At 74.0% G+C, this 21,338-nt stretch carries 16 protein-coding genes; 9 read left to right on the forward strand and 7 right to left on the reverse strand.

Going from position 1 to position 21,338, the window contains the following annotated elements; genetic code table 11:
• The first annotated feature begins 41 nt into the window (after window positions 1–41).
• The 5 genes from OG767_RS06490 to OG767_RS06510 all read left to right on the forward strand — a co-directional run bounded on the left by OG767_RS06490 (window position 42) and on the right by OG767_RS06510 (window position 8,778).
• Window positions 42–1,496 (forward strand): hypothetical protein, encoded by a 1,455-nt coding sequence (locus OG767_RS06490; RefSeq protein WP_405092589.1) that lies wholly within the window; start codon window positions 42–44, stop codon window positions 1,494–1,496.
• A 92-nt stretch (window positions 1,497–1,588) separates the two neighbouring features.
• Window positions 1,589–3,142: a glycosyl hydrolase gene (locus OG767_RS06495; protein WP_405092590.1), complete on the forward strand. Its 1,554-nt coding sequence runs from the start codon at window positions 1,589–1,591 to the stop codon at window positions 3,140–3,142.
• A 141-nt stretch (window positions 3,143–3,283) separates the two neighbouring features.
• The gene (locus OG767_RS06500; protein ID WP_405092591.1) at window positions 3,284–5,476 is read left to right on the forward strand and encodes a S1 family peptidase; all 2,193 of its coding nucleotides are present in this window, start codon (window positions 3,284–3,286) and stop codon (window positions 5,474–5,476) included.
• 295 nt (window positions 5,477–5,771) lie between these two features.
• Window positions 5,772–7,964 (forward strand): putative bifunctional diguanylate cyclase/phosphodiesterase, encoded by a 2,193-nt coding sequence (locus OG767_RS06505; RefSeq protein ID WP_405092592.1) that lies wholly within the window; start codon window positions 5,772–5,774, stop codon window positions 7,962–7,964.
• Between the two features lie 55 nt (window positions 7,965–8,019).
• Window positions 8,020–8,778, forward strand: coding sequence for a MerR family transcriptional regulator (locus OG767_RS06510; protein ID WP_405092593.1), 759 nt, complete (start codon window positions 8,020–8,022; stop codon window positions 8,776–8,778).
• 240 nt (window positions 8,779–9,018) lie between these two features.
• On the opposite strand, the gene OG767_RS06515 is transcribed toward OG767_RS06510, so the two are convergent.
• Window positions 9,019–10,536 (reverse strand): GntP family permease, encoded by a 1,518-nt coding sequence (locus OG767_RS06515; protein ID WP_405092594.1) that lies wholly within the window; start codon window positions 10,534–10,536, stop codon window positions 9,019–9,021.
• 22 nt (window positions 10,537–10,558) lie between these two features.
• Window positions 10,559–12,100 (reverse strand): gluconokinase, encoded by a 1,542-nt coding sequence (locus tag OG767_RS06520; RefSeq protein WP_405092595.1) that lies wholly within the window; start codon window positions 12,098–12,100, stop codon window positions 10,559–10,561.
• A 266-nt stretch (window positions 12,101–12,366) separates the two neighbouring features.
• On the opposite strand from OG767_RS06520, the gene OG767_RS06525 reads away from it, so the two are divergent.
• Window positions 12,367–13,524 carry a hypothetical protein gene (locus tag OG767_RS06525; protein ID WP_405092596.1) on the forward strand — a complete coding sequence of 386 codons (1,158 nt, stop codon included), beginning with the start codon at window positions 12,367–12,369 and terminating at the stop codon, window positions 13,522–13,524.
• 21 nt (window positions 13,525–13,545) lie between these two features.
• Here OG767_RS06525 and OG767_RS06530 read toward each other — a convergent pair whose 3' ends face one another.
• The gene (locus tag OG767_RS06530) at window positions 13,546–14,139 is read right to left on the reverse strand and encodes a hypothetical protein (RefSeq protein ID WP_405092597.1); all 594 of its coding nucleotides are present in this window, start codon (window positions 14,137–14,139) and stop codon (window positions 13,546–13,548) included.
• A gap of 108 nt (window positions 14,140–14,247) precedes the next feature.
• On the opposite strand from OG767_RS06530, the gene OG767_RS06535 reads away from it, so the two are divergent.
• Window positions 14,248–15,528, forward strand: coding sequence for a phosphotransferase family protein (locus OG767_RS06535; protein WP_405092598.1), 1,281 nt, complete (start codon window positions 14,248–14,250; stop codon window positions 15,526–15,528).
• Here the strand turns inward: OG767_RS06535 and OG767_RS06540 are convergent.
• Window positions 15,525–16,385 (reverse strand): helix-turn-helix domain-containing protein, encoded by an 861-nt coding sequence (locus tag OG767_RS06540; RefSeq protein WP_405092599.1) that lies wholly within the window; start codon window positions 16,383–16,385, stop codon window positions 15,525–15,527. The genes OG767_RS06535 and OG767_RS06540 overlap by 4 nt on opposite strands.
• Before the next feature lie 128 nt (window positions 16,386–16,513).
• On the opposite strand from OG767_RS06540, the gene yidD reads away from it, so the two are divergent.
• The gene (gene yidD, locus OG767_RS06545) at window positions 16,514–16,885 is read left to right on the forward strand and encodes a membrane protein insertion efficiency factor YidD (RefSeq protein WP_281944185.1); all 372 of its coding nucleotides are present in this window, start codon (window positions 16,514–16,516) and stop codon (window positions 16,883–16,885) included.
• Window positions 16,886–16,903: 18 nt separating this feature from the next.
• On the opposite strand, the gene OG767_RS06550 is transcribed toward yidD, so the two are convergent.
• The 3 genes from OG767_RS06550 to OG767_RS06560 are packed head-to-tail and all read right to left on the reverse strand — an operon-like array spanning window position 16,904 to window position 19,061.
• Window positions 16,904–17,638 carry a DUF2071 domain-containing protein gene (locus tag OG767_RS06550; RefSeq protein WP_357302263.1) on the reverse strand — a complete coding sequence of 245 codons (735 nt, stop codon included), beginning with the start codon at window positions 17,636–17,638 and terminating at the stop codon, window positions 16,904–16,906.
• Window positions 17,639–17,670: 32 nt separating this feature from the next.
• Window positions 17,671–18,036, reverse strand: coding sequence for a VOC family protein (locus OG767_RS06555; protein ID WP_405092600.1), 366 nt, complete (start codon window positions 18,034–18,036; stop codon window positions 17,671–17,673).
• 35 nt (window positions 18,037–18,071) lie between these two features.
• On the reverse strand, window positions 18,072–19,061 hold the full coding sequence (locus OG767_RS06560; protein WP_405092601.1) for a hypothetical protein: 990 nt from the start codon (window positions 19,059–19,061) through the stop codon (window positions 18,072–18,074).
• A gap of 109 nt (window positions 19,062–19,170) precedes the next feature.
• Here OG767_RS06560 and OG767_RS06565 point away from each other — a divergent pair, with 109 nt between their 5' ends.
• Entirely contained in the window at window positions 19,171–21,330 is a 2,160-nt protein-coding gene (locus OG767_RS06565) for an MMPL family transporter (RefSeq protein WP_405092602.1), read from the forward strand.
• Window positions 21,331–21,338: the final 8 nt, after the last annotated feature.

Genomic DNA, 21,338 nt, shown 5'->3' on the forward strand with positions numbered 1-21,338 from the left:
ACGCCCCGGAGCGCGCGGGCGCGTCGCGCGGGGGAGCCGCGGTGAGTACGCTGCGCGCGCTGGCCCGGGCGCAGGCGGTCGCCGCCGGGCGGGCCCAGCCGGTGGCCACGGTCCGGCACCTGCACCTGTCGGACCGGCCGCTGGTGCTGGTGCCGCTGGCCCTCGCGGGTGAGGCGAACGCCCCGCTGGCCGTGCTGGTGGGCGCCGCGCCGGACGAGGCCCGGCTGCTGGTGGTGCCGCAGCCCCGCAACCGGGACCAGCGGTTCGCGTTCGCCGCCGAGCTGGCCGGCATCGTGCTGCCCTATCTGGACTCGTTCCGCGGCGTGACCGAGGCGGTGGCGGTGGACCGGGGCCGGGACGTCCGCCACCGGTACGTCGACGCGCCGCAACTGCTGGTGCCGAACCCGGCCGGGATCACGTTCCTGCGGCTGTTCGGCCGGTCCACCCGGTTCCGTCGCCCGGACGGCGACCATCCGGTGCACCCGTCGGTGCCGCTGCTCGGCCGCTGGTTGACGTTCTTCGCGGAGCGGGCCGAGCAGCCCGGCTCGGCGGCACTGCTGGCGATGACCGACGCGTTGACGCTGCACTGGGCGACCGGGCAGAGCGCGGTGGAGGACCTGCACCTGCCGGCGGTGCTCGGCTGGCTCGACCCGCCGCCGGGGTCGACCGGGGCCGAGGCGGCGCTCCGGGCCGAGGATCCGGCGCTCGTACCACCGGCCGGGCCGGCCACCGACCCGGACTTCGACAACCACCGGCTGGCCCCGGCGATCGAGGCGTACGCCGGGGGTGATCCGGCGGCGTACGACGAGCTTGCCGGGCTGCTGCGCGGCCAGCTCGCGCCCACCTGGGAGCTGATGTGGCGCGGTGTCGGGCTGGTGCGGGCGTTGCCGCCCGGCGCGCGGGTGGCGGGTCGGTGGGCGGGGGACCGGGACGCGTTCACCGGGTACGCCGAGCACGTCGACGCCGGCGGCGGTCCGCAGCCGCGCCGGGACGGCGCGGTGGCCGCGGCGCTGCGGTTGCAGCGGCTGGAGCGGGCGTTGACCGCGTGGACGGTGCAGCGGGCGTACGACGATCCGCTGGTGATGGCCGAGCACCGGCTGGCCGGGGAGGCGTTCGTGGGCGAGGTGACACTGGCCGACCCGAAGCGGGTGGACGACTCGGGGAAGCGGCCGGTGCTGCGGCCCCGGATCCAGGTGGTGACCGTCGAGCCGGTGCCGATGCCGGTGGGCGCGACGCTGTATTCGCCGGCCCGGCCGGGGCAGAAGGCGACTGTGGTGTTCGTGACCCCGGGCGGGGACGGCAAGACGGAGGTGGTGCTGGAGCTGTCCGGCGGGATGGGGCGCGGGCTGACCGCGCCGGCCGGCAGCGTGCCGGAGGTGGGGGAGCGGATCTGCCTGACGAGTCTCTCCGACGGCTACCTGCCGGGTGGCGTGTTCCCGACGCCGGAGGAGACGCCGTGGACGCACGGCGGACCGCCGGAGCATCACGACGGGTAGTCGTATCAATTCATTCATATGCTTGAAACTTAATCGGTTCAGTAGTGCACTGGGGGGCAGCCACACCACCTCCCGAACCGAAAAGGTGACCCATGGGAAGCACCAGGTTCCGTCTCGCGGCGACCGCCGCCGCCACCGTCCTGGCCGCCGCCACCGCGCTCTCCGTCGTCGCGCCGGCCGAGGCGCACACCGTCGCCCCGGCCAACGCCAACGCGTCCACCGCCACCCGCAACGTGCTCAACTGGCTCGCCCACCTGCCCAACCGCAGCAGCAACCGGATCGCCTCCGGCTTCTTCGGCGGCTACAGCAACAGCGGTTTCTCGCTCAGCCAGACCGAGGAGCTGCGCGCCGCCACCGGCCAGTACCCGGCGATCCTGAGCTGCGACTACGGCTCCGGCTGGGCGACCAACAACGACATCACCGCGCTCGTCGACTACTCCTGCAACTCGTCGCTGAAGTCCTGGTCGGCCAGCGGGGGCCTGGTCACCATCAGCGTGCACCTGCCCAGCCCGGCCAACGCCAACGGCGGCGGGCTGAACACCCCGATGGGCAACTTCGCCGACCTGCTCAACCCGTCGACCGCCGCCGGCGCCCGCTGGCGTCAGCTCCAGGACAAGATGGCCGCCGGCCTCCAGGACCTGGAGAACGCCGGGGTGCCGGTGCTGTTCCGACCGTTCCACGAGGTCAACGGCGACTGGTTCTGGTGGGGCAACCGCGACCCGAACACGTTCAAGCAGGTCTGGCAGCAGACGTACACCTACCTCACCGGCACCAAGGGGCTGGACAACCTGCTCTGGGTCTACTCGGCCGACTTCAGCCGGGGCAACCGCACCACCTACTACCCGGGCAACTCCTACGTGGACGTCGTCGGCATGGACGCGTACGACGACAACCCGCAGGTCTCCGGCATCCAGTCCGCGTACAGCGAGCTGGTCGGGCTGGGCAAGCCGTTCGCGTTCGCCGAGATCGGGCCGGACAGCCAGGGCTCGTTCGACTACGGGCGCTGGGTCACCGCGTTCCAGCAGAGCTACCCGAAGACGTCCTACTTCCTGGCCTGGAACGACGGCTGGGGCCCGGCCCGCAACGCCGGCGCGAGCACGCTGTTCACCAACTCCTGGATCGCCAACCGGGGCGAGGTCGACCTGGGTAACGTCACCGAGCCGGGTGGCGGCGGCACCACCCCGCCCCCGTCCGGCGGCACGCTGCTCAACGGGTTCGAGTCCGGCACCGAGGGCTGGACCGGCGCAGGAGTCACCGGCGGGCCCTGGCAGGTCACCGAGTGGGCGGCGGAGGGCACCCGCTCGCTGAAGTCCGACGTCAACCTGGGCGCCGGGGCCGCGTACCTGAAGAAGACCGCCACCACCAGCCTGAGCGGGCGCGGCACGCTGCGGGCCACCGCGCGCGTCGCGCCGTGGGGCAGTTTCGGCACCGGCAGCCAGGCGAAGCTCTACGTCAAGACCGGCGCCGGCTGGCAGTGGTTCGACGGCGGCTCGGTCGCGGTCACCTCGGCCGGGGTGAACCTGTCGCTGTCGCTGGCCGGCGTGGCCAACCTCGGTGACGTGCGGGAGATCGGCGTGCAGTTCGTGCCGGGCAGTGGCGCGGGCGGCACCTCGGCGATCTATGTGGACAACGTCACCGTCCAGTGACGACGGACCGGTCCGGTCCGGCTGGTTGTCGCCCTTGGGCGCTTATGTTCCGGCGCGCTACCTGACGCGTGTCCGCCGGATAACATCCAGCGGGACCGGACCGGACCCCGGTCCGCGCCGACTCGAACCACGGGGGATTCGTTGTCAGTTCACCATGCCCGCCGGTGGGGAGCCGCTCTCCTCGGCGTCGTCACCGTCTCGACACTGCTGGGTGGTGGGACCGCGTCGGCCGTCAGCGGTGCCACCCCGGTGCCCGACGGCACCTACGCCTTCACCGCCAAGATCATCTTCGGTGACCTGCGCGCCTGCACCGGCGCGTTGGTCGACCCGAACTTCGTGGTCACCGCGAAGACCTGCCTGACCGACGGCACCGGCCCCGTCACCGCCGGGGCCCCGGCCCGCCCCACCACCGTCGTCGTCGGGCGCACCGACCTGACCGGCACCGCCGGGCACCAGCGCGGCGCCGTCGCGGTCCTCCCGCACCCGGACCGGAACCTGGCGCTGCTCCGGCTCGCCAACCCGGTCACCGGCGTCACCCCGGTCGCGCTCGCCACCGCCGCGCCCGCCGCGGCCGAGACGCTGACCGTCGCCGGGTACGGCCGCACCGCCACCGAGTGGGTGCCGGACCGCCTGCACGCGGCCGACTTCACGGTGCAGGGCGTCGGCGCGGTGACCGCCGACATCACCGGCGCCTCGGCCGGGGCCACCATCTGCCGGGGCGACGCCGGCGGCCCGGCGTTCCGCGTCGTCGCCGGTACGCCGCAGCTCGTGGCGATCGGCGACACCTCCTGGCAGAAGGGCTGCCTCGGCGAGACCGAGACCCGCGACGGGGCCACCGTCACCCGGGTGGACGACCTGACCGCGTGGATCCGCGAGCGGACCGCCGACGTGCAGATCTTCGGCGTGACGGCCGCCGGGCAGCTCACCTACGGCGTCATCGACGCCGCCAGCGGCGAACTACGCGCGAACCGGGTGTCGACCGCGACGCTCGGCTTCACGCCCAAGGCGATGGCCACGCTGAACGAGAACACCATCCTGGTGACGGACACCGGCGGCAAGATGTACCGGCTGGACGTGACAGGCGTCGACCCGCTGACGTTCACCACCACCTGGGTGATGGACGGCTGGTCCTCCTACGATCGGCTGACCTACGACGGCTACGGCTCGCTCTACGGGCAGATCGGCTACGAACTGCGGCGCCGGACGCTCACCACCGAGAAGCCGACCTCGCAGAACGACCTCGGGTACCCGGTGACGGTCTCCACCGGCTTCAGCCAGAAGACGCTCACCTCCCCGGCGCCGGGCCGCATCCTCGGTAACCTCGCCGACGGCCGGCTGCTCTCCTACCGCATCAACGGAGGCGGGCCGGAGGGCTTCATCCTCAGCACGCTCGCCACGACCGGCTGGGCCGGCTACACCCACGTGCTCTCGCCCGGTGGCGGCTGGTACTTCGCCCGCACGGCCGGCGGCGGGCTGGACCGCTTCCGCGACGCGAACCCGGTCGACGGCAGCGGCGCCGACCTGACGAAGTCCACAGCGGTCAGCACCAGCGGCTGGAACCAGACCCTGCTGTCGGCCCGGCCGTGGCACGGCGTCATCTCGGTCTTCGGCGCCCGGCCCGACGGCCGGCTCACCTACACCGCTCTCGACCCGGTGACCGGCGCGATCGTGGTGCGGACGGTCTCCGAGCAGACGCTCGGCTTCACGCCCAAGGCGCTGGCCACCCTCAGCTCGGACACCCTGCTGGTGACCAACGGCGGTGACCTCCACCGGGTCGACGTCACGAGCGTCCAGCCGCTCACCTTCACCCGCACCACCGAACGCCTCGGCGGCGGCTGGACGCACGACCGGCTGGTCTACGACGGCAACGGCTCACTCTTCGGGCAGGCCGGCAGCGTCCTGCACAGGTACACGGTGGCCAAGGCCAAGCCGGCCGACGCGACCACCGACCTGCCCAACCACGTGGTGCCGATCGCCAGCGGCTTCGGGGTGCAGTCCCTCGGCGCCAACGGCAAGGGGCATCTGATCACCACGACCAGCACCGGGGCCCTGGCCACCTACGTCGTCACGCCGGCCGGCGCCTGGGACGGCCGGTTCGACCCGGCGACCAGCGGCTGGACCGGGGTCACGTCGCTCTTCTCGCCGGGCGGCGGCCAGTACTACCGGCGCGACGCCAACGGCGTGCTGACCGGCTACCTGGAAACCAGGCCGTTCGACACGAGCGGCGCCGACCTGGCGGCGTACGTGCCGACCGGCACGGCCAGCGCCGGCTGGGACGCGATCCTCTCCGCCCAGTCGTACGACTCCTGGCCGGACAGCACCCGCCGCTGGTGATCCGCATCGGGGTCCGATGAGGACGCGGGCCGTCTCCACCGGGGTGGGACGGCCCTCGTCACGTCCGGTGACCGACACCGGACCGAGTCTGGCGGCGGCCCCCGGCGCTGACTAGGCTTGCGCCGTTCGTCGTCCGCCGTCCGGTCCTCATCACCGAGGGCGCACGTCTGGAAGAGAGCCGGAGCGCATCGTTGTCCCCCCGCACGACGTGAGCCTCGCCGCCGCGGCGCCGGCCCGTCACCCGCTCGCCGGCCGTGTCGGACTCGTCGCGGCCGCCGTCGTCGTACTCGGGGAAATGATCTGGCTGGTCGCCGCCCTGCCCGGCGCGGCGCTGGTCAGCGACCTCGGGGCGATGGCGGTGTCGAGCTGGGCGGCGGTGCTCTGCGTCGGCGCGGCCCGCCGGCACCCGGTCCCGCTGCGGCGGTTCTGGTGGCTGCTCGCGACCACCATGGCCCTCGCCGCGCTCGGCCGTGCGGTGTGGATGGTCGAGCGGCTCAGCGGGCTCGACCTGCCGCACACGCCGCTGGTCGGCGGGCTCTTCACCGCCGGCATCGTCACCGGCACCGCCGCGCTGCTCTGCTCCCGGGCCGGCGGAAGCAGCCTCATCGGGCAGGCTCGCACGCTGCTCGACGGCGTGATCGTCGGGCTGGCCCTGATCCCGATCGGCTGGGTGGTGGTGTTCCGCGACCTCGCCGCCGCCGACCTGTCCGACCCGCTGCGCACGTTCGGGCTGCTCTACCCGATGTTCGACCTGATGCAGCTCACCATCCTGGTGGCGGTCGCCGGGCCGGGCCGGCCGATGTGGCGGGCGCTCACCCTGATCGGCGCGGGCCTGGCGATCCGGGCCGGCGCCGACGCGGTCTACGTCTCCCTCGTCGCGCACGGCAGCTACGCCCCCGGGCACCCGGTCGATGTCTGCTGGCCGCTGAGCTACCTGCTGGTCGGCCTGGCCACCCGCTATCCGGCGCCGGGTTGCGGTGACCGGGAGGACGACGCCGGCGAGTCGCCGCTGCCGCCGTGGTGGCGGGTCGCGCTGCCGTACCTGCCGGTGGGCGGCGCGATCGTCGCGGTGATGGTGTCCCGGCAGCCCACCGGGCAGACCCCGCACCTGGTCTTCGTCGGCATGATGGCGCTGCTCGGGGTGCTGGCGCTGCGGCAGGGGCTGGCCGCGAACGAGAACCTGCGGCTGGTCGCCCGGCTGCGCCGGCTGGCCTACTCCGACCAGCTCACCGGCCTGCCCAACCGGCTGACCTTCATCCGGCGGCTGCGCCGCGCGCTGCGGGCGGGTGGACCGGTCGCCGTGGTGCTGCTCGACCTGGACGGCTTCAAGCAGGTCAACGACCGGTTCGGGCACGCCGCCGGGGACCGCCTGCTCACCACCATCGCGGCGCGCATGCGGGACGCGACCGGCCCGGACGGGATGATCGCCCGGCTCGGCGGCGACGAGTTCGCGGTGCTGGTCGCCGGGGACCGCCCGGTGGCCCCCGAGCGGCTCGCCGTGCGGCTGCTCGCCGCGCTCGAACCGCTGCCCGGCGAGGAGGACCTCGGGGTCCACCCGTCGGCCAGCATCGGCATCGCCGAGTACGGCCCGCAGCACAGCTCGCACACCGACCTGCTGCGCGACGCCGACATCGCCATGTACGCGGCGAAGGCGGCCGGCAAGTCCGCCTGGCGCACGTGCACGCCGGAGCTGCGCGAGTCGGCGGTGAGCCGGGCCGAGCTGATCGCCGACCTGCGCCGCGCGGTCGACGAGGGTCAGTTGCTGATGGAGTTCCAGCCCATCGTCGACCTGGCCACCGGCACGGTGCGCAGCGCCGAGGCGCTGGTCCGCTGGCGGCATCCCCGGCTCGGCGTGCTCACCCCGGCGCGGTTCCTGCCGCTGGCCGAGGAGACCGGGCTGATCCTGGCCATCGACCGCTGGGTGATCCACGAGGCGTGCCGGGCCGCCGCGACCTGGCGGGAGCGGGCCCCCGAGGTGACCGTCGCGGTCAACATCGCCGCCGCACACCTGTGCCGGCCGGACCTGATCGCCACGGTCACCGGCGCGATGGGCGCGGCCGGGCTGCCGCCGCGCGCGCTCACCCTGGAACTCACCGAGTCGGCGCTGATCGAGGGCAGCGAGGCGGTGCTCGACCGGCTGGCCCAGCTCCGCGACCTCGGCATCCGCATCGCCATCGACGACTTCGGCACCGGCTACTCGTCGTTGAGCTACCTGCACCGGATCCCGGCCACCGAGCTGAAGATCGACCGATCCTTCGTGTCCCGGCTGGGCGCTGGCGACTCGCGCGCGTACGCCACCGTGGAGATGGTCAACCGGCTGGCCGGCGCGTTCGACCTGGCGGTGGTGGCGGAGGGGGTGGAGACCGGCGCCCAGCACGCGGCGGTCACCGCGATCGGCTGCCGGCAGGGCCAGGGCTGGCGGTACGGCCGTCCGAGCGCCCTGCCGGACCTGCTCCCCACGCTGGCGCACGAGAGAATCAGCGGGTGACTTGACCCTCACGCTGCGGGAGGCGGGAGCCTTGGTCGCGGAAGGGAGGGAACCCATGGCGTACACGGTGGGTCAGGTGGCGCGGGCGGCCCGGGTGACGGTCCGCACGCTGCACCACTACGACGAGATCGGGCTGCTGCGGCCGAGCGGGCGGACCCCGGCGGGCTACCGCCGCTACGACGACCGCGACCTGGACCGTCTCCAGCTCATCCGCTACTACCGCGAGCTGGGGTTCCCGCTTGACGAGATCGCCGCGATCCTGGACGACCCGGACGCCGACCCGGCGGCGCACCTGCGCCGGCAGCACGAGCTGCTCTCCGGGCGGATCGGCAAGCTCCAGGAGATGGTCGCGGCGATCGAGCGCGCGATGGAGGCGAGAAAGTTGGAGATCCGATTGACGCCGGAGGAGCGGTTCGAGGTGTTCGGGGACTTCGATCCGGACGAGCACGCCGAGGAGGTGGAGCAGCGCTGGGGTGACACCGAGGCGTACCGGCAGTCGCAGCAGCGGGCCAGCCGCTACTCGAAGGAGGACTGGCTGCGCAACAAGGCGGTGAACGAGGACTGGGGGCGGCGGTTCGCCGCGCTGATGGACTCGGGCGCGCCGGCCGACGGCCCGGAGGCGATGGCGCTGGCCGAGGAGCACCGCCAGCTCATCACCGAGTGGTGGTACGACTGCTCGTACGAGATCCACACCGGGCTGGCCGACATGTACGTGGCCGACCCGCGGTTCACCGCGTACTTCGAGACGATCCGGCCGGGGATGGCCGCCTACCTGAACGAGGCCATCCACGCCAACGCGATCAGCCGGGCCTGAGCCCGCCCCGCGGCCCAGGTGACGGCGATCCTCGGCGTCGAGGCGCCCTGAGCAGGGCTCGTGGCCCGGGCTGGCCTGGGTCAAACTGTGCCACGGGTCGCCTACGAACTTGATGGCAAGAATGGGTCAGCACGGCGGCTGCGGTTGGCCGCGCACTGGCCGACCCATTCACGCCATCAAGTTCGTAGGCGGTGCGAAGGCATCCTCGTTCGTCGCAGCCGGGCAGCCGGGCAGCCGGGGCTAGACGAAGACGTCGAGCAGGAGGACGCCGAGGAAGCCGACCACCGAGATGATGGTCTCCATCACCGACCAGCTCTTGATCGTCTGCCCGACGGTCAGCCCGAAGTACTCCTTCACCAGCCAGAAGCCGGCGTCGTTGACGTGCGAGAAGAACAGCGACCCGCAGCCGATCGCCAGCGCCAGCAGCGCCACCTCGGGGCCCTGGAGCGTGGCGGCCAGCGGCGCGACGATGCCGGCGGCGGTGATGGTGGCGACCGTGGCCGAGCCGGTGGCGACCCGGATGCCGACCGCGACCAGCCAGCCGAGCAGCAGCGGCGACAGGTTGGCGCCGGTGGCGGCGTCCGCGACCAGGTTGCCCACGCCGGCGTCCACCAGCACCTGCTTGAAGCCGCCACCGGCGGCGACGATCAGCAGGATGCCGGCGATCGCCGGCAGCGAGCCACCCAGGAAACCCGAGACCTGGGTACGGCTGAAGCCGTTCCGGTAGCCCAGGAAGACCATGGCGAAGATGACGCCGGCGAGCAGCGCGACGATCGGGGTGCCGGCGATGTCCAGCGCCTTGCGGCCGGCGGTGTCCTCGTCGAGGGTCAGCTCGCCGATGGCGCGCAGCAGCATGAGCGCCACCGGCAGCAGCACGGTGACCACGGCGGCCCAGAGCGCCGGCGCGCGGCGGGACCGCGGCCCGGCCGGCTCGTCGATCGACGCGCCGGGACGACCGGCGCCGGGGTTGACCAGGTCGTCCTCGGTGACCAGGTCGCCGTCGGCGTCGGCCCGCCCGTCGCCGGGGCGGGTGGGGCTGCGGTCCCCGGCGACCGCCAGGTCACGCCGGGTGGGCAGCAGCGCCTCCGGCGCGGTGGCCGTCACGTACCGGGAGATGAAGGTGCCGAACACCGGGCCGGCGATGATCACCGTGGGGATCGCCACCAGCAGGCCGAACGCGAGCGTCTGGCCGAGGTTGGCGCCGAGCGCGTCGATCGCGACCAGCGGGCCCGGGTGCGGCGGCACCAGACCGTGCAGCACCGACAGGCCGGCCAGCGCCGGGATGCCGATCTTCATCAGCGGCACGTCGACCCGGCGCGAGACCAGCAGCACGATCGGCACCAGCAGCACCACGCCGACCTCGAAGAACAGCGGCAGGCCGATCAGCGCGGCGACCCCGGCCATCGCCCAGGGCAGCGCGCCGCCGGAGACCCGGCTCACCACCCGTTCGACGATGCTGTCCGCCCCGCCCGACTCGGCCAGCATGCCGCCGATCATCGCGCCGAGCGCGATCAACAGGCCGACGCCGCCGACCGTGGAGCCGACGCCGCCGCTGAACGAGGTGACGATCTTGTCGGCGGAGACGCCGGCGACCACGCCCAGCACCGCCGCGCCGAGGATCAGCGCCAGGAACGGGTGCACCTTGCCCCAGGCGATGAGCAGCACCACCGCCGCGATGCCGAGCAGCGCGGCGACGACGAGTTGGGTGTTGCCGGCGTTCGTGAGTGGTTCCGCCGGTGCGACGAGCAGTGTGACCACGGCTATCACGACCTCTGTTCGGTCATTTGGGTGGGGCGGTGGGTGGTGGCTCCGGCGGCAGGCTCGGCGCCAGCCGTCGCAGCGACGCGAACGTCGGCACGAGCGCGTCGTACAGCTCGGAGAAGAGTGGGAGCAGCGCCGCGTACGTGGCGGCGGCGGCGGGATCGGGGCGGACCGTCTCCTCGATCCGGACCAGGTCGGCGGCGACCTCGACCGAGGGGATCAGGCCGAGCGCCTGCATGCCGAGCAGTGCGGCGCCGAACCCGGAACCCTCGTGCCCGGCCGGGAAGCGCACCGGCATGCCCAACGCGTCGGCCAGGATCTGCCGCCACAGCGGGCTGCGCGCGAAGCCGCCGCTGGCACGGACCTCGCGGACCTCGTTGCCGGCCGCCCGGACCGACGCCAGGACCAGCGCGAGCTGCTGGCAGACCCCCTCCAACGCGGCCCGTACCAGGTGGGCGCGGCCGTGGCCGTGGGTCAACCCGACGTACGCGCCGCGCGGCAGCGCGCTCCAGTGCGGCGCCCGCTCGCTGAGCAGGTACGGCAGCATGATCAGCCCGCCGGAGCCGACCGGCGCCTGGGCGGCCAGGCCGAGCAGTTCCTCCTCGGCGTGCTCGCCCAGCTCCGGGGCGAGCGCGTCGTGGGCCCACTGGAGCACGATCCCGCCGTTGTTGATCGCGCCGCCGACCACCCAGCGGTCCTCGGTCAGCGCGTAGCAGAAGACGCCGCCCAGCGGGTCCACGCCGGGGCGTTCCACCATCACCCGCATCGCGCCGCTGGTGCCGATCGAGCAGGCCACCACGCCGGGTCGGACCGCGCCGAGCCCGAGGTTGGCCAGCGGACCGTCGCCGGCGCCCACCACGAGTGGGGTGTCCGCCGGCAGGCCGGTGGCCCGGGCGGCCTCGGCGGTCATCCCGGGCAGCACGTGCGTGGTGGGGACGAGCTGGGGGAGCTGCTCCTCGGTGATGCCGGCGACGCGTAGCGCCTCGGTGTCCCAGGCCAGCCGGTGGATGTCCATCAGGCCGGTGGCGGAGGCGACCGAGTGGTCGGTGACCAGCGCCTCGGCGAGCCGCCGCAGGACGAGATCCTTGATGCCGGCCCAGTGCGACACCCGCTCGTGCAGCTTCGGCTCCTGCTCGGCGAACCAGACCAGCTTGGACAGCGGCGCCATCGGGTGCACCGGCGTGCCGGTGCGCCGGTGCAGGGCCAGCCCGGACGGTGCGGCCCGCAGCCGTTCGGCCTGCGCGCTGGCCCGGGAGTCGGCCCAGGTGATCGACGCGGTGAGCGGGTTGCCGTCGGCGTCCAGCCCGATCAGGCTGTGCATCGCGGTGCTGAACGACAGGCCGGCGACCGGCCGGCCCAGCTCGTCGACGACCGCGCGGATCACGCCGAGGACGGCCTGGTAGATGAGGTCCGGGTCCTGCTCGGCCCAGCCCGGGTGCGGCTCCTCCAGCGGGTAGCCGATCGAGTGGCTGGCCAACTGCCGGCCGTCGGTGTCGAACGCGACCGCCTTGCTGCTGGTGGTGCCGATGTCCACGCCCACCACGACGGCCGGGTCGCCCACCGGTGCACCTCCACTCGCCGCCGGGGGCCGCGGACGCCCCGCCCTGCGGCTGACGTTACCGACGTGTCCACCGGCCCGCATGGCGAAGCGGGGCCGCCGGAGGCGGACCCACACGAAACATGAATCGCCGCGGCGTTTTCCGCCGATTGCAGCCGTCAATCAGCCAATCGGTCTAATTGGTGACTTTGGCGTGTCTTCGTACCCCTGCTTCGCCGTTGATACGGATGACACCCCGAATGGTGGGCTCGCGCGGCGGAGGAGTCGGCGTGGCGATGACTGATTCGACGGGTTCCACATGGCGTTACCGGTGGGCACACCGGCAGAACGAGCGGCGACAGCGGGCCTTCCGCGCGGCCGACGAGGCGTGGCGACGCCGCGACGACGAACTGCGTCGCCTGCGTACGCTCGCGGTTTCCTTTCACGGCTCGGTGCGGGCCGGCGTGGGCCTGCCGATGGAGCTGGCCCCCGGCGAGGTGGTCTTCTGGACGCTGCCGGCCGCGCAACTGGTCGAGGTGCGGCACACCGCCGTGCTGCCGGCGCCCGAGCTGACCGTCGACCCCGACCCGTCGGTGCTGCGCCCGCGCCGCCCCGAGGGGGTGCGGGTGGTCGACGCCGGGCTGGCCGTGCTCACCAACCGGCGGCTGGTGCTGCTCGGCGGGCGCGGGCGGCGCGACTGGGTGTACGGCCGGATGACCGGGCTGTCCCACGACCCGGCCGCGCCGGTCACCCTGATCCAGGTGCTGGACCGGCGGCGTACCTCGGGACTGCTGCTGCCCACCGGCGCGGCGGCCGACTTCCGGTTCACGCTCACGCTGGCCTTCGCCGACGCGATCGAGCAGCGCGCCGCGGTCGTCGCCGAGCTGGACGAACTGCTCGACGAGCACGCGGAGTCCCGCCCGCAGCGCCCGGCCGTGCTCACCCCGGGCCAGGCCCGGCCCTCCGCGCTGGTGCCCGGCGGCCGGCGGACCGTCGCGGTGGGCGCGGCGCTCGCGTTGGCCGTGCCGGCGATGCTCGTCGAGTCCAACCCGCCCACCCGGGCCGGGTCGGAACGCGCCGCCGCCGCCACCCCGGCGGCCACCGGCACGCCCGCGCCGCCGGTCGTCGCCCCCGCCGTCCAGGTCCGGCCCAGCACCGACCCGGATCCGCGCCGCACCCGGCCCGCGTCGCCGCGCGACACCGTCCCGCAGCCGGCCACCGAACGGCGCTGCGGCGCGCCGGTGAACCCCTTCGGGTACGACTTCTGCGGCGGCGACCGGATCCGCAAGCCGGCCGCCGGCGTCTGCGACTGGTTCGAGTGCGTACCCGGGTTCTGGTCCGGGCGCGGCTGGCTGGTGCAGTGTCGGGACGGCGCGATCAGCCGGACCGGCGGCCAGCGCGACGCCTGCGCCAACCACCGCGGCCCGCGCCGCCCCCTCTTCAGCTGAGGTGTAAGGCCGGGCCCCCTGTTAACGCTTCCGGTATAGGCGGGGCCCCCGCTTAACGCCCCGGGCGCGCAGCGGTAGCAGGCCGGCCAGGACCAGCGCGGCGCCGACCGGCAGCAGGTCCAGGTTCACCGCGATCGCCACGAACCCGACCAGCACCAGCACCGGCGCCCACCCCGGCAGCAGCCGCGTCGCCGCCGCCCGGCACAGCAGCACCAGCAGGCCCAGCTCGAACAGCACCGGGCCGCCGAGCAGCACCACGCCGGGCGTGTCCACCGCGTCGGCGAAGCGCGGGAACAGGTCGCCCAGGATCACCCAGACGAAGGCGGCGGTGCCGACCAGGCCGGCCACCGCGGCCACGTCGTCGAGCGTCCGCAGCCGGCCCGACCGGGTACGCAGCAGGCCGTGCAACCCGACGATCAGCGCGCCGAACCCGAGCACGCCGAGCAGGAACAGGGTGTGCCCGGTGTTCCACGCCCAGGCGCCCTTGTCGCTGTGCCCGTCCAGGCGGTCGAGCAGGCGCAGCAGCCCGTAGCCGAGCAGCAGCAACGCGGAGGTCACCGCGACCGGCCGCAACCAGCGGTACGCGGGAGGAGTCCGGGAGTCGAGAAGGCTCATTGCCCCAGCGTGTCCGCCGCCCGTCGCCTGGACATCCGGGAGCCGCCCCGCACCGCGCCCGGATCAATCCGCTCGCATCCCGTAGGGGTGCTCGGTTAGCGTCCGGCCGTGTCCCGCACCGTGACAGTGGTCCTGGTCGACGCCGCCGGCCGGCCGCTCGGCGCGCTGCCTCCGTTCGACGTGCCGGACCCGTGGTGGCAGCAGGTCGCCTCCGTCGTCGACGGCGTCCGCCACCGGTACGGCGTCGGCGTGGCCGTGCTGCGGCTGCTCGACGCCGACCGTCCGCACCCACCCGGCGGCCACGTCCGCTACCTGGCCCAGCGCACCGAGGCTTCGGTCGCCGCCGCGGTGCCCGGCATGCCCCTGGAGCCGGTCGTGGTGGACCTCGCACCGCACCCACTGCGCCAGCCGTGGGCGGAGCCCGGCGGCCCGGCCCGCAGCGTGGCCTGGGCCACCGACGAGCTGCGCCGGCTCGGCCGCCCGGTGACCGCCGTGGCGCAGCAGCGCACCTGGAACCTCTCCGCGATCTGGCGCCTGGAAACCCCACCGGGCCCGGCCTGGCTGAAACAACTCCCCCCGTTCGCCCACCACGAACCCGCCGTCCTGACCTGGCTGACCACCCTCCCGCCCCCCACCTCCCTCGCCTCCCCGGTCGATCAAGGAGTTCGTGTCTCCGTCGATCTCTCCGGCGACGCGAACTCCTTGATCAACGACGCCGGGGCCGGGCCGGGGGTGCTGGCGGTGGGTGGGGAGGGACGGGTGCTGGTGGAGCACGTGCGGGGGGAGGACCGGTACGGGGCGGGGGAGGCGGAACTGGCCGGCATCTCGGTGGTGCACCACGCGGTGCAGGTGCGAGCCGTGGGGGCGGTGGGTCGGCTGGTCGCGGACGGCGTACCCGACCTTCGGGGGGTGCGGCTGGGTGGGTGGATCCGGAGGCGGCTGGCGGGGCACGACGTGTCGGTCGCCGCGGAGCTGCTCGACGGGCTCGACGAGCGGCTGCGGCGGGTCCGCGACTGCGGGCTGCCCGACACGCTCGTGCACGGCGACCTGCACCCCGGCAACGTCCGCGGCGACGGCACCCGGCGCGTCGTCATCGACTGGGCGGACGCGTTCGTCGGCCACCCCGCGTTCGACGTCCTGCGTCTGGCCGAGGGCCTGGCCGCGCCGGCCGCCGCCCGGCTGATCGACGCGTGGGCCGACCGGTGGCGGGCCGACGCGCCCGGTTGCGACCCGCACCGGGCGGTCGACCTGCTCCGACCGGTCGCGCCGCTGCGGCTGGCCGCCGGGTACGCGATGTTCCTCGCCGGCATCGAGCCGAGCGAGCACCCCTACCACGCACTCGACGTGCCGGCCGCGCTGGCGCGGGCCGCCGCCGAGGCGCGACGCTAGACCCGGCGCACCGGGATCCACAACTCCGCGTCGGCGGTGCCGCCGCCCTCGGCGATCCGCACCCGGGAGATCTCCGGCCCGGGGCGGATCTCGTACGGGTTGGACGGGAACCACTGGGTGAACACGTCCCGCCAGAGGTGCTGCAACGCCTGCGGGAACGCGCCGGAGCTGCGGAAGACCGCCCAGTCGCCGGCCGCCACCGGCAGGGTGTCCAGGTCCGCCGGCACCGGGGCGCCGGTCACCACCGCGTGCCAGTAGTCCAGCTCGGTGCCCTCCGCGCGGGAGCCGGCCAGGTCGTCGCTGACGTTGACGATGCCGTGCGGCTCCTGGTCGGACAGCGCCTCGATGCGGCGTACGGTGGTCGGGTCCACGCTCTTGACGAACGCCACGATGTGCGGGTTCATCCCCTCGTGGACCAGCGGCACCCGGGCCTTCCGGCCGGCGAGGTGGCAGGCGTCCTTGGCCACGATCCGGTAGTCCATGCTGCTGCTGCCCTCGACGACGAGCCGGAACGACATCCGGGGCTGGGACCGCAGCACCGCACCGGTGCGCCGTGCCTGCGCCGGGCCGACGCCGTGCACGGACCGGAACGCGCGGGCGAACGCCTCGTTCGACCCGTAGCCCCACCGGATCGCCACGTCGAGCAGCGACTCCCGGTCGGCGAGCACGTCGGCGCCGGCCAGCGTGAGCCGGCGACGGCGCACGTACTCCGACAGCGGCATCCCGGCCAGCGCCGAGAAGAGCCGCCGGAAGTGGTGCTCCGACGTGCAGGCGACGCGGGCCAGCGCGGCCACGTCGAGCGGCTGGTCGAGCCGTTTTTCGAGGTGGTCCATGGCCTGGTTGAGCCGATCCAGCACCGGATGCTCCTTCCTGGGTTCGCCCTCGACGCCATGGTTCCGGCTGCCCGTGGACCCGAACTCACCGGCCCCGTCCCCGGTCGGCTGAGCCGCGACTGGCGGGGGTGTCGCATCATGGCCTCGTGATCATGCGGAAGCGACACCACAAGAAGAAAAAGCACCGGGACTGGTGCGACTGCGACTGCGATCTGCTCGACTGTGACGGCCCGGGCTGCTGCGACCTGGGGCTCTTCTCGACGCTGCTCACGCTCGGCTCGGTGACCGCCGGCCTGGTGCGGACGCCGGCCGTGGACCGGGCCGGCCGGGCCGCCATCCTGGGCTATCGACGCTGGCTGTCGCACCGCTGGCCGGGGACCTGCCGTTACACGCCGACGTGCAGCGCGTACGGGCTGGCCGCGGTGGAACGGCACGGCCTCGCGGTGGGTGGCCGGATGGCCGCCGACCGGGTCCGCCGGTGCCGCCCCGACGTGCCGCGCGGCACCCACGACCCGCTGCGCTGACCGTCGGCCGGCACGCGGTCAGGGAACCGACGTGGGGCCGCCGAAGACGACCGGGACGCCGGGGGAGTGCAGCACGCTCACCGGCGGCCCGTCCGGCGCGGGCAGGCCGGCGGCGGTGACCAGCTCGTCGTCCAGGTGCAGCAGTTCGGCGCGGTGCAGCGGCCACCGCGGATGCCAGTTCGGCAGGTGTCGGGTGCGCCCGTACGCCCGGGTGTGCAGGCCCCACCGCGCGGTGAGGAAGTGCTCCAGCGGCGTCGGCTCGGGGATCGGCGCGCCGACCCGGACGGTCATCCGGCTGGCCGCGCCGGCCGGGCCGGGCCAGCGCCGCCGGCAGTGGTAGGTGAGCGTGTCGCCGGCCCGCTCCAGCCGCATCGCCGACCACTTGTAGGGCAGGCGCAGGCTGAGCTGGGCGACCAGCACCGGCACCAGCCGGGACGCGTCCAGCGAGCGGAACACCACCGCCCGCCGGCCGGCGCCGTCGACCGAGTAGAGCCGCACGTTGGTCTCGGCGAACGTGCCGAAGTAGGGCACCCCCGGCCCTCGGCCGAACCCCAGCCCGACCATCCGGAAGCCGATCAGCCCGACGTAGCTGAGCCCGTCGAGCGTGTCGGGACGGGTGCCGGCCGGCAGCAGCGGCGCGACCCGCTCCGGCGGCACCGCCCAGTGCAGGAACGTGAGATCGTGCCAGCGTTGCGCCAGCCAGGCCCGACGGATCGCGCGTGCGGGCGCGTGCTCGACCGGTTCGATCTCCACCCGTCCATCCTGCCTCCCGCCGGGCCGGCGGGTCACTCCGGCCGGTGGCAGACCGCCTCGACGTTGTTGCCGTCCGGGTCGCGGACGAACGCGCCGTAGTAGGCGGCGTGGTATTCCGGCCAGACCTTCGGCGCGTGCAGCACCTCGGCACCGGCCGCCACCGCCGCGTCGTGGAACGCCTGCACGGCCGCCCGGTCGGGCGCGGTGAACGCGATGTGCAGCGGCGCCGGGGCGGCGTCGGCCGGCGCGGGCTCGACCCAGAAGTCGGGCGTGTCGACGCCGTAGCCGATCGGCCCCGGCTCCATGATCCGCCGGCCGCCCAGCGGGGCGAGGACCGCGTCGTAGAAGGCGCCGCTGGCCTTCAGGTCGCGCACCGCTACGGAGAAGTGGTCGAGCACGTCGCCTCCCTGCGATCGTCGAGAACCCCGCCAGGCTACGAGCCCACTACGACACTTCCCGGGCGTTCGGGCGCCGCACTCCCGCCCGTACGCCGGGCGGCACGCCGTTGCCGGGCGGTGTCCGCGCCGACGAGCAGGCCGGGCAGCGCGCCGAGCAGCCAGATCACGCCCACCGGCCAGTGGATCATCGCGCCCACCGCGCCCCGGATCCGCGGCTCGTCGCCGACCACGTAGGACGCCTCCGGATCCGACGTGCGGCAGGTCAGCGTCCACGCCCCGGCCGCCGGCAGCCGGACCGAGGCGACCCAGGCGTAGCTGGCGGCGTCGCCGCCGTAGCCGCCGGGCGCCACCCGGACCGGTTCCGCCACCCGGACCGCCGCGCCCGCGCCGGTGAGCCGGCAGTCCGGGTCCGCCGGCGAGAAACCGACCCCGAAGATCGCGTACGCCCCGGGCGCCGGCACCGTGACCCGCCCCGCCGACGTCGCGTAGGGGCCCGTGCCGCCGTACTCCCTCGGGGGTTCCCCGACCGTGCTGCCCTCGGCGCCGAGCCGGACCGCGGACTGCGCCAGCAGCGCCCCGAACACGACGGCGAGCGCGCCGACCAGGTAGCCGCGCCGCGACGGCGGCCGGTCCCGGCGGGGCAGATGCGCGCCGGCGGCGTACCCGGTCAGCGCGCCGGCCACCGCGAGCGCCAGGCCGCCGAGCAGCGCCCGCCCCCAGCGGGCCTCGCCGGTCAGTGGCACCACCCAGCGGAAGAACGCCAGCGACGCGCCCAGCAGCACGGCCGTGACCGGCGTGGCGACGGCCACCGCGAGCGCGGGACCGGCGACGCCGCGGCGGCGGGGCTGACCGGCCGCGACCAGGGCGGCGAGCACCGGCGACGCCAGCACCGGCCACCACAGCGCGGCGGTGAGCGGCGGGTCCTCCTCCCACCGGTGGGTCCACTCGAAGAAGATCAGCGGGACCGGCACGGTCGCCAGCAGCCACGCCGCCAGGACACCCGGACCGGGCCACCGAACGCTCATCCACCGATCCTCGCACGCCGTTCATCGACGCAACGGCGTGTGCCGTCCGAAAAGGATTGGTCACTGACGGTAGGATGCTGGCGAGACAGTCGAACTCACGGGGGAAACAATGTTCGAGCGACTGGGCAGGTTCGTCGTCGGCAAGGCGTGGTGGGTGATCGGCGGCTGGGTCCTCGCCGCGATCGCCGTGGTGGTCACCAGCCCGTCGTTGAGCGACATCACCTCGGCCGACCAGGAGAGCTTCCTGCCGCGCTCCTACGAGTCGGTGCGGGCCACCGAGCTGGGCGCCAGGGCGTTCCCGCAGGCGGCCACCGCCACCGCCACCATCGTGGTCAAACGCGGCGACGGCACGCCGCTCAGCGCCGCCGACGAGGCGCGCATCGGGCAACTCGCCGCCGCGCTCAAGGGGCGGGACATCCCGCAGACCTCCGGCTACCTGACCGGCCCGCCGGCCGTCGCGCCGGACCGGTCCGTGCAGATCATCTCCGTCGGTCTCGACGCCGAGAACCCGGGCGACCCGAAACTGCTCGACGCCGTACGCGACCTGCGCGCCGCGCTCGGGCCGGACCTGGCCGGCAGCGGCCTGACCGCCGGGGTGGCCGGCGACGTGGCCAGCTTCGTCGACAACGAGGACACGTTCAATTCGGCGTTCGCGATCGTCGGCGTCGCCACCATCGTCCTGATCATCGGGCTGATTCTGATCATCTTCCGCAGCCCGATCGCCGCGCTGCTGCCGGTCGTGGTGATCAGCGTGGTCATGTCCGTCACCACCGGGTTGGTCGCCGCCGCCGGCAAGGCGTTCGACCTCAGCGTCAGTCAGGACCTCCAGACCATCCTGCTGATCGTGCTGTTCGGCATCGGCACCGACTACATCCTGTTCCTGCTGTTCCGCTACCGCGAACGGCTGCGCGCCGGCGACGACAAACGCACCGCGATGATCGTCTCGGTGCAGCGGGTCGGCGAGGTCATCACGTCCGCCGCCGGCGCGGTCATCGTCGCGTTCCTGGTGCTGCTGCTCGCCTCGCTCGGCTTCTTCGGCTCGCTCGGCCCGGCGCTCGCCATCGCCGTCGGCGTCATGCTGGTCACCTCGCTGACCCTGATCCCGGCGATCGTGTCGCTGCTCGGCCGCTGGGTGTTCTGGCCGTCGAAGGCGTGGCAGCGCCAACCGAAGGCGACGCTGTCCCGGCGGCTCGGCACGATCGTCGGCCGTCGACCCGCCGTGGTGGCCGCCGCGTCCGGCGCGCTGCTCGTCGCGCTCGCCGCCGGCGTGCTCAGCTACCAGGCCGACTACGACTTCAGCGCCGGCTTCCCGCAGGACACCGAGTCGGCACGCGCCGCCAAGGACCTTCAGCGCGGCTTCGCCGCCGGCGCGCTCGCGCCCACCGAGGTCTACCTGACCACCGGCAACGGCACCCCGCTCACCGACCAGCAGGTGAACGCGTTCGCCGCCGCGTCGGCCGACGCGCCCGGCGTGGCCCGGGTGCAGCCGGCCGAGCGCAGCACCACCGACCCGAGCGTCGCCCGGATCAACGTGCTGCTCGACGAGAACCCGGTCTCCAACGAGGCGATCAGCCTGGTCCGCGACGACCTGCGGGACGCGCTGCACGCCAGGGCCCCGCAGGGCACGAAGGCGCTGGTCGGCGGCCCGACCGCGCTCTTCGCCGACATCAACTCCGCCAACAACCGCGACCTGTCGGTGATCCTGCCGGTCGCCGCCGCCCTGATCGCGCTCATCCTCGGGCTGCTGCTGCGCAGTCTCGTCGCGCCGGTCTACCTGGTGATCGCCGTGCTGCTCAACTTCGCCGCCACGCTGGGCGCGACCGTCTACCTGTTCCAGGGCCTGGAGGGCAAACCCGGCGTCACGTTCCAGCTCCCGATCATCCTCTACCTGTTCGTGGTGGCGATCGGCACCGACTACAACATCCTCATGATCGCCCGGCTCCGCGAGGAGGCCCGCGAGGGCCACGAACCACACCGGGCCGCCGCCATCGGTGTGGAACACGCCGGCCCGACCATCGCCGCGGCCGGGCTGATCCTGGCCGGCACGTTCGGGGTGCTGATGCTCGCGCCGATCTCGTTCCTCCAGCAGATGGGCTTCGCGGTGGCGATCGGGATCGTGCTGTCCGCGTTCGTCATGTCGATGTTCTTCGTGCCGGCGTTGACCGGGCTGATCGGGCACAAGGCGTGGTGGCCGGGGCACGGCGACGAGCGGCGGAATGATGGGGGGCGGCACGCGGCACCGGAGCCGGCCACCGTCGACGCCAGCTAGCCGGCCGG

The organism is Micromonospora sp. NBC_01392, from assembly GCF_045040125.1.
GTDB lineage: Bacteria > Actinomycetota > Actinomycetes > Mycobacteriales > Micromonosporaceae > Micromonospora.